Origin of the sequence: Bacillus cereus group sp. BfR-BA-01349 (genome assembly GCF_022663795.1) — a bacterium.
Classification (GTDB): Bacteria; Bacillota; Bacilli; order Bacillales; family Bacillaceae_G; genus Bacillus_A; species Bacillus_A cereus.
In genome coordinates this window covers 1-12,659 of record NZ_JAKUGE010000086.1, presented here as the reverse complement: position 1 = coordinate 12,659, position 12,659 = coordinate 1, and the positions used below count along the sequence as shown (strand labels likewise).

Genomic DNA, 12,659 nt, shown 5'->3' with positions numbered 1-12,659 from the left:
GCCTACTTTTATAAAATCTATAAAAGATAATAAAAAATTATATAAAAAAACCACATTTTGTTTGAAAATATCCCTTAAGTTGATGGATGTGTGGTGCGACCCCTTTAATAATTCCCATTTAATCCCTACCCTCTATATCTTGTGCTAAATCCTTACTTGGATTTATTTTTATCAATTTATATATTCTCTTATGTAACAAAGTATATAATACTGAAAAAATTAAACATCCAACATATATTATGAATAAATTTATAAAAGAAACGTGCTTCTCTAACAAGAAAAACCCGACTTTTATAAATAGTACATGGCTTAAATAAATTGGAAATGTATTGTTACCAATAAAATAAAAATAACCTACAACTTTTTTGACCTTTAGAATGTCATATAAGTTATATAAGAAGTATAATGCAACCAAGCACAATAGAACTAAATAAACAGTAGAGTACGGCTTAAGACCTCTCATAGACACTAGAAAAGCCATAACAACAAGTAGATATAGAAAAAGACTAATTACTAATCTTGCACTTTTAGTAAAGTACTTCTTGCTACTTATAATAAAATGACTTATCTGTTTTTCAAATATAGCCATTAGAATCCCTATTAAATAGTACGCCAACCAATGTATAGGTAATGAATAATTCAAATTTGTATACCAAAAATCCACTTTTTTAATCCAAACCATATAATCTGAGTATATTAATAGCGATACATGACCTAATAACAATAGAAGACAAATAATTATAAATGCACCTCTTGAGAGTTTCTTATATAAGCAAATTACTAAAGGTGTCATTAATAGAAACAAGAAATAGGCAATCATAAAATACAATTGAATTTCACTTTCACCATTTAATATCTGCCACCAGTACTGTTTACCTTCTTCCCCATTTGAAAATGGATAAGCATTTGGAGTTAAATAATAGATAAAAGACCAAATATAAAAAGGTATAACAATATATAATATCTTTTTCTTATAGAATAGTGACCATGATTCAATATTTATATACCTTCTTATAGTCATATATCCTAAAATCCCTATAAATATTGGAACCGCAAATCTAAATAAATGATCAATATATAATCCTAAAACACTTATATTCTCAACAGAAAAGCTCAATCCAACAGTGTGAATACACATAACCCCTAGAATACAAATAGATTTTATAAAATCTATTAAATTATTCCTTTCATGTTGCAATTACATCGCCCCACTTCTATTTTATATGACATGTATTATATTCATCGTCTAGTGGAATTTTAATAGTAATTTTTATATTTTTCTCAAACATGCAAATTACTATTAAAATATCGATTTAAAATCAATACAATGTGTACTATCTATTACTTAAGGAGGACACATTAATGAAAAGAAAGATAGTGGGTATGCTATCAGTATTTACAGTAGGGTGTGTATTGTATAGTAACCCCATTCTAGCAGAAACAATTAACAATTCAGAAGTAGCTACTGAACAACCTGTTAATGCTACTAATGAAATAGCAAACAAAATTGAGGCATATGCAAAAACTTATATGGGATTACCATATATTTTTGGTGGTGAAAATCCAAACATAGGATTAGATTGTTCATCATTTACTAGACATGTCTTAAAGAGTGTAGGAATAAATTTACCTAGAACTGCTGCAGAACAGTTTGGAAAGGGTAAAGGAATACTAACGAATGAATTACAAAAAGGAGACTTAGTTTTTTTTGAAACTTATAAAAAAGGTGCTTCACATGTTGGTATTTACCTAGAAAACGGTAATTTTATACATGAGGGAGGTACAAAGGTCCATATCGCTAATTTAAGTAATCCTTACTATAAACAACGTTATTTGGGGGCTAGAAGATTTATTTCTAATAGTCAAACCGTTACAACATTTACTGCTCCTGAAGTTAAAAATGACGAATTACCTATTTCGTCTAATACAAAACCTAAGAAAATTGAAGAAATGCCAAAATCATTTAATGTAACTCCTAATGGCATTAAAGCTAAGTACCCTATTACAATAGGAGAAAATTTAGTTCGTGAAGGTAATGTTTATATTTCCAAGGCCGTGTCTAAAAATACGAGTGACTCTACTAATAATGAAGAAAATGAATCAAATTCTGGGGAACAAAGTGAAGAAAAATCAGGGATAGATAGTACTAATGTCATGGAGAGAATTGAAGAAAAACTTCCCAAAGAGAAAAAAGAAGAAGTACAACGACAGCCGGAGACAACGATTACATTATTTAACCACGGCGAACAATCATATTTACCACACCAAAAATTCGAATTAACATCAATTGGAACCGAATTAAAGATGAAAAAAGAAGAAATGGCTGTTATCCTGAGTTCCCTGATAAACAACACAAAAGACAAACCTTTACAAAAAAGTCCTTCTATTTTAGTTAAAGATGTATTTTCAAAAGATCCGTATTATGAATCAATTATATTTATACTTAGCCATAACCTAATGTTACCAAATAATAAACAATTTGAACCAAAGAAATTGTTTAGCAAAGAAGACGCAAACATATTATTACAAAATCTTAAGTCACATCCCTATTTCAAAATTAATTTAGGTGATCTAGAATATATCAAAAAAAATGAAAATGATAAGGATTATGCTTTTAAATACTTCCAATCCTTATCACGTGCTATTTTAATGGACAGTAGACAATCCGCAGAACAGAAAATAAAAAATAATATACCATTACAACCAATTGAAAAACTTTCAATTTTAAAGTTAAAATAATTTAGCAGTTATAAATAAAATAAAGCATAGTTTGAACTAAAATCCATTCAAACTATGCTTTATTTATGTCTAACCACTTAGACCTTATTTCAAATTTATTGCCTTTGTAATTGTTTATTTATATCAGAAAGAGATGTATTAACCATAGATGGTTATTGCTTAATTTAGAGATTCGTAATTTCAATTTCAAATTATCTTTATTCTGATATGAAACTAAAACAACAACTTCAAAATTAGAATTATCTTTAATTGTTTTAGACTGTAAATAAACTTCCTTAATAGTGCTTTTTCTAGAAATTAAATTTTTTATTTTTTTGATGTTTTCATTAGACAAATCAAAGTCTTTATCATTGAGTAATGAATTAGGATCTACATGCGCCAAAAATATTTCATCATTTTCTAATAATGTAGATGCAAAAAATTCTGCTAAAAATTCTTCCTGACTTATTCCTTCCTTATCAGTTAATCCCTCAATTTCACCAATATCATCTAATTTCAATTTATTTATAACATAGTTAATTGAGTTATAGTATTTTTCTGTACGTTTTATTTGATTTTCTAATTTCTTTTTTTGTTCGATTACATGTAACGGGGAAGATGTTGCAAATGAAGATTTTTCCCCATACATATAATTTCTTGATTGAACTCCTATAAAGAAAATCAATAAAAATCCTAGTAATATAAAAACTATAATTTTTTTTCTTTCGACACCTCTTTATTCACAGCCCTTCAAGAATTATTTAATTAATTCTATTAAATACATTTAGATGACTAAAGGGATAAATAACATCTATCCCTTTAGTATCACTGTATTTTTATAAATTGTATTGGATTTACAGCATGAGATTTGTTAATATTCCATGATGGTGTATGCATTTCAAAGTGTAGATGTTGGCCATAAGCCTGTCCTGTTTCACCTTGATATCCTAAAAACTGTCCCTTTTTAACCTGGGTGCCTTCAGTTACAGCACGATTCCTCATATGTGCATAGACTGTTTCATACTGCTGGCCATTAATATTGTGTCTAATCATTACGCAGTTTCCATAAGAAGTAGATAAATAGGATCTGAATACAACTCCATCTGCTGCAGCTACTACTGGAACTGTTCCCTTTTGAGCAATATCAATACCATGATGATTATCAAACGATCTATCACCATAACCAGAAGTTAATCTACCTTGTGTTGGAACCATCCAATCACCACTTGTAGCAGTTGGCAATTGATTTTGATCATGTTTATAAGTGGCTTCACTCTTGAATTTCATGGCAGTTTCGTAGATATTTTTCCCACCATCTTTTGAATTAGTATATAGCCACAATGCTTTTTCCATATCCTCTTTCACACCTAATTTTGATAAATATTTTGAAGCGGTGTAAATAGCGTCATAGTTGTCATCAATGTCTGCTTTTTTATCATTATTACCGTCTTCTCCATAACCACCATATTTCTTAATTAAATCCATATCTTGCAAATCTTTATTACTAATTCCTTGTAAATTCCCTTCTGAATTACGACTTGGATGTTTCCAGCCCATCCAAGCAACTGGTTTAATTCCCATTGGACCTCTTTCACCAGCTGCAGAGACCGTAATATTTTTAGAAAATGAACTTTTATGGTAATGTACTGCGGCTAAGATGTACCATGGTGTACCATGTTTTTTCTCTGCTCCTAAATAAATCGGCATGAATTGAGGCGGAATACTAGAACCCGGAATTATGTCTCCAATAAAGTCTCCATCTAATAATGCAGAGATATCTTTTCCATCCAACCAATCTATATAATGTAAAGGCAATCCGCTAGCATATTCATAATACAGTTGGAACATCTTTTTATCTGTATAGTTATAGCCGGCTTGAGTTAAAATCTCATCTAGTTTAGAGAAATCATATTTAAACTCTTGCTTGTCTTGTAAAAGATTGGTTTCCTGCACTTCAGTATTGTCACCTGTTCGTTTCCAACCAGATTTAGTTTCTTTATAATTGATTTTTGCTTCACCATTCCATGCTCTAACTTTTGAAATAACCTTTGTTTCACGCGTGCTAGTACTTATACTTTCTTTCCATTCTTCACAATCATCTGTACCTGGTTTTTTTCTAGCACATGTTTTTGTTTTATTTTCTATAGTTTCTTTTTTCGTTTCATAGGTAAAGTCAGGTTTCAACTTATCAAAGAAATATTTTAATAATGCTTTATTAACACTAGCAGGGCCACCAGAACCGGCTCCAGAACCACCACCAGTAGAAACATCAGCTCCTTCATTTGAACTTAGATCACCATCTCCTAGCATTCTTGTAGCCCATGCAAATTTACCAGTTTTAAACTCAGAAACTTTTACATTTTGTCCAACATCAGGTGCTTCAATCATCTTCCCATTACCAATATATATAGCCACATGAGTGATACCACTACGATTACCTGTGTTAGCAAAGAATAATAAATCTCCTTTTTTTACATCATTTGCATTTTGAATTTTTTTACCTTGCTTTGATTGCATAGCAGCAGTTCGATCTAATGATATACCTAAAGCCTTAAATACATATTGGGTTAATCCACTACAATCAAACCCTTTTGGTGACGAACCTCCCCATACATAAGGAACTCCTATGTATTTTTTAGCTTCTTCTATAATTTGATCTGCCTTTTTATTTTCAGATGAAGACGGTTGGGTTGGTTGGGCTGGGGGTGTTGATGTTTGACTTCCTGCTGGTGGTTGGGCTGTTGCTAAAGGCGCTCCATCACCACGTTGCGGATAAGTCTTATCTCCTGCACCAGACCGTAAAACACGAACTTGCGTATTATATCTTCGGCCGAACGCATAAGCTTGAGTCCGATTTTCATGTAGAATGTCAATTCTATTCCCTTTAATAGCTCCACCTGTATCAAGTGCAACCCCTTGGATATGTAAACCCGTCCCAGGATCATTAATTTCAACAATAGACCATAACGGCACTACTCGAGGGTCAACTGCAACGACACGATACCCGTTATATCTAATAGCCTGACTAAAATTAAAACCAATTTTGTCACAACCTACCGCTGGACAAAATCCACCTTGCATAGCCGAGTCTTCTCCATAATATCCAGTTGCTTCAAATGTCATCCATGGACCTGCATTTGTGGTAGTATAGTTCCCAGTATCTTGAGCAGTTCCACCGCCCCCATTTGAACCATCACTTACTCCACCGCCTACTCCTCCAACTCCACCAACTCCACCAAAATCAATTTTATTGGGATCAAAATCTTTTAAATCTTTACCATCACGCCAGGAATCTAATTGTATTACTGATGATAATAGTTCCTGAGGTAATCTATAAGCCCATTGTTCCGCACCACCAAAACTCGATTCTGATAGTTGCTTTACATAAGCTTGCGTATCTTTATCTTGTTGACTTAATCCTTTTATATTTTGATCGGAACCTGAACTTAAAAATGCACTAGCAAGCATACTCAAGATAACAACTACTGTAATTACTAGTAACAGTATCCCTATTACCGGAAGACTTACCCCCGCTAACATTTTGAGCAAAACTAAAGCTACTTTTTTCATGGCTGCCGCTAAAGCTTTTTTAATTGCTTTTGCAGCTGCTTTTTTCGCGGCTTTTTTTGCAGCCGCTTTTGCAGCTCTCTGGGCCTGCTTTTGTAATTGTTTTTGAACTTGCTGTTTTGCTTTATTCATTGCTTGTTGCCTTAGATTACCTGTTTTACTACTTTTAGAGGATTGCTCTGTCTTTTTTGACTTCTTTTGTTTCGATTTCTTTTGTTTTTGATCTGGTTTTCTATTTTGTTCTTTATGATTATTGTCCCGTTGTTTTCTATTATTTAATCTATCTGAAGCACTTCTTGGTTGTTTAGTAGAAGAAGGTTGTTTATTTAACAACCTTCCTCGTAATTCTTCTTCTGTGGATATATCTCGTCTAATGAATTCATCCTCTTGGATTGCTAAGTTATCATCATTTCTTGGACTCATTCACTACACCCCTTGCTTAGTACGTCTTTCTTCAATGAATTTACGACGCATTAACCTTTTATTTGGTTCAGGACGAAGATAATTATTCACATCGATATTAGGGAATAACTCAGGATCAGCCAATAATGGTTCACCATTACTTCCCATACGATAAGAATTTAAGTTACCTTCCTTAGTAAATCCTTTTAATCTTCCACCTTCAACAGCAAACTCTTTAAAAATAGTTTCTCCAAATGGTAACGATGGATTACCTTCAAAGTATGGTGTAACTCTTAATTTTCGATTACTATGGTCTTTCATTACCATATAGCTTCTATTTTTCTCTACAACCCAAGTAGCCTTATTATCAGCAGAATTTTGTTGAAAATCTTTCATTGTAAAGTTTCCTTGGTCAACCTCTGGACTAAACGAATCAAAATGTACTACTTCTTCTGCATTTATCACTTGGTGTCGATTTGATAATAAATCTGTAGGTTTAACAAGTACCTTATGGTCTGAAATAGACTTTAACCCTCTAGAATCTGTTTTATAGAAAGTAGAATTTGAGCCTTGAATAGCGCGTGGGATTAAAGTATTTTCTAATATAGTTTGATCTTGATATAAAACTTCTCCTTGTTGTAGCTCAGTACATCCAGCACCGTAAGGAGAAACTCGTTTATATTGACCATCATTTCCTTTTACCTGTATAAATGAACGTTCTGGTTCAACTACTAATCTAATAGCATCCTTACTAATTCTTTCTACCATTTGTCCTGAAAATTGATCTTTTACCATTGTTTTTTGAGCATATTGAGCAATGTCCCCGACTTCCATAACAGACTCTTGAATTTTTGAAGCATATGGGCTATGAGTAGCTGCTATATTCGCTACTTTTTGATAAGCCTTTTGGCCACCTAAAACCCCTGCTGCAAATGACATTGTCTTTTGGAATTGCATATGCCTTTGTTCAGCTTCTGCTAACGTATTTACTTCTGGAACTTTGTCAAATACTTTATAGTTAATTGCCTCTTTCCCAGTATCTATAAAGTTCTTTAAACCCGATCCTGCATATGCTCCTTGCATACTACCAGTTGCAATACCCTGTACTACCGCACCAATTTGTCTTGGAATAACCACGTTTTTGTTTGTACTATTTGCTAATTCTTGTTGTACATTAGTTAAATTATTAGCGTATTGTACACCAACTGCTTCTTTCCAAGAGTTTTGAATTTGTGGTTCTGCAATGCCTTTAGCCTTTTGCTGAGCAAAAAACTGTTCCTTATTGTTTGCTGCCCACTGATCTGTAATATTAGATGCGCGATGGGTAGCCATAAATTGACCTAATTCATACCCTTTAGTAGCTTGTACTTTAGGTACATTTGCAATTATTTGTTGAGATTCATTGCTCATTTTTGATTCGATGCCACTACGTTCCCATTGCTTTTCAATAAATTCTGGTGAAGCACCCGCAAATTGCTGAGAAAATTCATTTCTAGCAACTTCCACTCTTCTAAATGCTAATCCCTGTCCAAATTGATTTTTATCAATAAATGCATATTGGGATTGTCCTCCTGATAAATCTTGTAGTGTATTTGTAGCCATTTCGAATACATTATTACGGTAACCTTCTACATTTTCTTTCCATGCATTATCAATAGCCTTAATGCTCATACCAGCACCTAATTTTTGAGAATAGAATTGCTCCCTGTTTTGCTCCGCATATCCTCTTGTTAAATCCATAGTTGCTTGTTCTACTAAATCGACACCTCTTGCATGAGTTCCGCTTATAACTCCTTGTATACCAGAAGAAGAGCTTACCTTATTAATAGACCCATCAAGCTCATTTGAAATAATATTTTTAGCACCCGGCAATTGAGAAGACCATGCTTGTTCAACTTGTTCACGAGATGCTTGTCCATCATAACGTTCAGCAAAGGCTTGTTTTGCATCTTTTAAACGCATTGATTGAACGACTTGCTTAAACTGCCCTTTATCAACAAAGCTATCAAGAGGTTTACCATTTGTTAATTGTTGCGCCGCTTGTGTTGCTTGCTCTTTAAAATGTGTTTTTTGTGTACTTACCTCATTATTCCAAGCTTGATCAATTTCCCCTTGGGTAATATTTTCATTACCTGGCGTAGATTTTAATTGTTTAGCAAATTGTGTTTTAGAGTTATTGGCTAACCAATTGTTCATTGAACCTTGAGAAACCGCATTAACTAAGTCAATCGCTTTAGCTTGAGTTGCTAATGAAGGTAGTGTGTTAGCAACTTTAGACATAGATTTCTGTACAGTTGCTCCCATATTTTCATGTAACTGCAGTTTATGATTTTCCCATGCATTATTTACCTTTTCTTGAGTAGCCTCAGGATTCTGTTGAGAATAATTCTGTTTAAATGCTTGTTCTTGAGCGCCAATATAAGACTTTGTCGCGTCAGAACTTAACAAAGCTTTTGCAAAGTCTTTTTTATTAAGTACATTATCTACATTTGGTACTGTACCTAATTGCTTAGCAACTTTATTAGCTCCATTTAATACATCATTATATTTTTCTTCTACATGCTCGTTCCATAAACGTTCAATTTCAATTTTCTTCATTTCAGGAAATTCTTGCTTTAACTTTTTAACAAACGCACCTTTATGTTGATTTTCCTCGTTTGCATACATTCTTTTAAAATCATCTGCAAACTGTTTAGCCATTGATGAACCTAAAGCTTGCTGACCTGTTCCATATGGTGTTTGATTAAGGTTTGATATTTTTGTATTTAATCCTTTAGCAAAACTATTTGCCATTAAATCTTTTTGTTCATCCCATGCTGAATCTACTTCTTTAGATGTGGCATTTGGATTTTTAGCTTTATAAAAATGTTTAAATGCTTGTTCTTGCTCTACTAAATTAGCATCGTAATTTTTATTTGCTAGTTTATTAAATGCTTCTTTATCAATAAAGGAATCTAAACTTTTTCCTTTCGCCAAAGAACTAGCTACTTTTCTCGTATTTCCTAAAAACTCTTGACGTTTTTGATTCAAATGCTGATTCCATGCTTTATCAACCATTTCATCATTAGCTTCAATACCTTGTTTTTTTGTATTTTCCAAGTAACTTTTCTTAAATGCTTCTTTATTTGCTGTGCTATTTGCATACTGATCAACCAACTCATTTGCAGCTTCATCAGCTAATTCTGATGCTCTTGCTTTAGTAGTATCAAACGCAGCCAAACCGTTTTGCTTATAAGCTTCTCTAGCACGAGTTTTAAAATATTTTTTTTGATCCGTTAATTTTTGATTCCAAGCTTTTTCAGCTTTACTTCCAGTAATCCCTTTAGAAGCTAAATCCTGCATGAAAGCAGCTTTATTATCTTTAGCCCAATTATTCGTATCAAAATCAGCCTGCTGATCTACTAATGCCTTAAATGCTTCGGATTCCATAGCTTCTCTAACGCCGTGTTTTGCCCCTTGTACTCCGCCTTTCACAAGACCTTGTAGACCTTTAGCTCCTACATATGTACCTCTAGCAATAGGCGTTACGGCAGAACCCATTTTGTATCCAACTAAGGAACCTAATGCTGAACCTCCTGGCCCTAATCCCATACCAGCTGCAGTTCCAGCCATTCCCATGACCATTTTTCCACCACGAGATACTATTTCAGACATCTTAAACATTTTTTTAGCTGAATGGTCTTTAACGGCAGCATCTTCTGATCCATCTCCTGAATCGTTTCTTCCTCCATTTCTACCTCTACTTGCTATCCCTTGGGCTAAACCTTTAGTAATTTCGCCTACACTTTTACCTTGGAAAGCTCCTTTACCAACATTGTACATAGCACCTAAACCAGCAAGCCCACTCATTGAAGCAGCTTTGCTTAAACCATCAGTCATACCAGAGCTAAGTCCAAAGAGGTTTTTTAAAGCTTCTCCTAATGGAATGATAACTATATAAAGCATACCGATTGTAAGTAAACCTACATCAGCACCTTTTTCAATCGCACCAAATCCAGTACCTTTATCCACTATCGTTGCTACAATCCATAGTAATAAAGCGTGGATAGCCTGTACAAAAACAGTTCCTACAAATTCTTTAAACCATGTGAATGTCACTTGGCGTGTTGCAGGGAACATAAATAGACTAATAAAAACAGGGCCTAGAATCATTAATATAATTAATGTTATTTTTCTCATTAAATAATAGAAGTAAGCCCATATTGTTACACCTAAAAGTACTAAACGTGCAAAAATCTCACCTATAATATGCTCTCCAAGTGGAGGATAAATGTCTTTTCCAGTAAGATCTAAGCTAGATTTAAAGAAATCTATTATCCCTTTATTAAGTGTAAATACAACATCATACAACATACTCAAATTACCAAGCACCAAAATTACAAATATCCAATCCCTTGCGAACTCTAAAAAGTATGTTCGATTACCTGGATTAATTGAAGTGCTAGATATTTTATTTGCTGCATAAATCATAGAAAACACTAGTATAAAACCAATTAATATTGTTAAATTACCAACACCAGGGGATATAATTCCAGTAATATCATTTGGCGCAAAAGTATTATATACTAAAGTGTCTTCTTTATATCCATACACTAATCTGAAGAATGTAGGGATTGATTCAAAAGGTTTCCAAAGATTTTCCCAAAAACCTTGCACTATACTTTCAGCGGCTTTCGACGCCTTCTCGCCTATCCAATCCAATTAATAAACCTCCACTTCTAAACAAACTTTCCTCATACTACGGTTATCTATTATGAATAGCCTGTCTCTTTAATTTTTCTTCTAAAACCGCAGGGTTCGATTCAATAAATACTAATTCTTCATCTGATGGATCCGTTCGCAACCAAATTGAAGAATCACCTGTTTTTAATACACCTTCCCCTTTTGCAGGATTACCAAATATAATATTTAACTCGCCTTCAGTAATATCGAAGTTTCTTCTAACCTCTTCTTTATCAATCTTGTTTTGCTTTAAGAAGAGCAAAGTATGAGTATTAGTTAAAATCCCTCGAGATTTTGCATTTCGTAATAGGCGCACAAAATCTTGAGATGCGTAACATAATCCCCCATGACGTTTACGAATACGTCGCGCTATCTTTTCAAAGAAAGTAACTGTTTGCTCATTATCAATAAACTGCCAAATTTCATCACAATAAATAAACTTCCTCTTCGTTGCATTTTTTGGGTTTTTAGCAAAATATTCCCACAAATAGTTAAGAATAACGTGGAAAGCAATTGGTCTTAAGAATCCTTCCTCTAATTGAGAAATATTAAAATTAACAAGTCTGGATTCATCTAAGCTTTGTTTAACATTGCTACCTAAGTTTGTTTGTCCATCAAAAATAGGTTTAGAACCCGTTCTTAAAAATGGTTTAATCGCATGCAGTAATCTCTTGGCATCATCTGCATCACTATATTTCTCCAATATGTAATTATAAATTTGTAAAATTTCAGGCTCAGGCTTACGAACTTGAGATTGTATTAATCTACCATCTACCTCTTCAACCCCATCTTTAAACAGGCTATCTGGATGTGATGTTATACCCAACTCTTCTGTAAAAATATACATAATTGCTTCTTCTAAGTAGTTACGCTCATATACATCTAGGCCATCTTCAATTCCACCTTTACCGCGTACTACAATGTCAAAGAAATCAAGAATTTCATTCGTCTTTTCTCTAATAGGAACAAACCTTTGAAATTTCTTTCCATCTTTTTCGTAAATGACTACCTTATCATCTTGTGCTAACATCTCTAACTCTTCATCATTCTTGTCATCTAGAGGAATTTCAGAATAATTTATTGCACAAGGGTTGATTATTATTCCACTTTCTTCATGTACATCTAAATTAATGCCACCTAAAATTTTTGTTAATTTTACAAATTATGACGATAGGTAAGGTTTTGATTCTATCTCCGCCTTTTCCCCCGCCTCACACCGTACGTGCTAGTTTCCCAGCATACGGCGTTCC

The 12,659-nt window shown here is 33.4% G+C and carries 5 protein-coding genes and 1 pseudogene; 1 reads left to right on the top strand and 5 read right to left on the bottom strand.

The features are described from left to right. Window positions 1-118 precede the first annotated feature (118 nt). On the bottom strand, window positions 119-1,198 hold the full coding sequence (locus tag MR169_RS27210) for an acyltransferase (protein ID WP_001163455.1): 1,080 nt from the start codon (window positions 1,196-1,198) through the stop codon (window positions 119-121). A gap of 164 nt (window positions 1,199-1,362) precedes the next feature. Between MR169_RS27210 and MR169_RS27205 the strand changes: the two genes are divergently transcribed. Beyond that, on the top strand, window positions 1,363-2,739 hold the full coding sequence (locus tag MR169_RS27205) for a C40 family peptidase (protein ID WP_098523975.1): 1,377 nt from the start codon (window positions 1,363-1,365) through the stop codon (window positions 2,737-2,739). Between the two features lie 118 nt (window positions 2,740-2,857). Here the strand turns inward: MR169_RS27205 and MR169_RS27200 are convergent, their stop codons facing one another. The 4 genes and pseudogenes from MR169_RS27200 to MR169_RS27185 all read right to left on the bottom strand — a co-directional run. Continuing rightward, window positions 2,858-3,367, bottom strand: a complete 510-nt coding sequence (locus MR169_RS27200; RefSeq protein WP_242320354.1) for a hypothetical protein — start codon at window positions 3,365-3,367, stop codon at window positions 2,858-2,860. 176 nt (window positions 3,368-3,543) lie between these two features. After that, window positions 3,544-6,708 (bottom strand): NlpC/P60 family protein, encoded by a 3,165-nt coding sequence (locus MR169_RS27195; RefSeq protein WP_242320353.1) that lies wholly within the window; start codon window positions 6,706-6,708, stop codon window positions 3,544-3,546. A 3-nt stretch (window positions 6,709-6,711) separates the two neighbouring features. Then, window positions 6,712-11,388: a type IV secretion system protein gene (locus tag MR169_RS27190; protein ID WP_242320352.1), complete on the bottom strand. Its 4,677-nt coding sequence runs from the start codon at window positions 11,386-11,388 to the stop codon at window positions 6,712-6,714. Between the two features lie 43 nt (window positions 11,389-11,431). Continuing rightward, window positions 11,432-12,571, bottom strand: a pseudogene (locus MR169_RS27185) (VirB4 family type IV secretion system protein); the annotation flags it as partial. Between the last annotated feature and the right edge of the window lie 88 nt (window positions 12,572-12,659).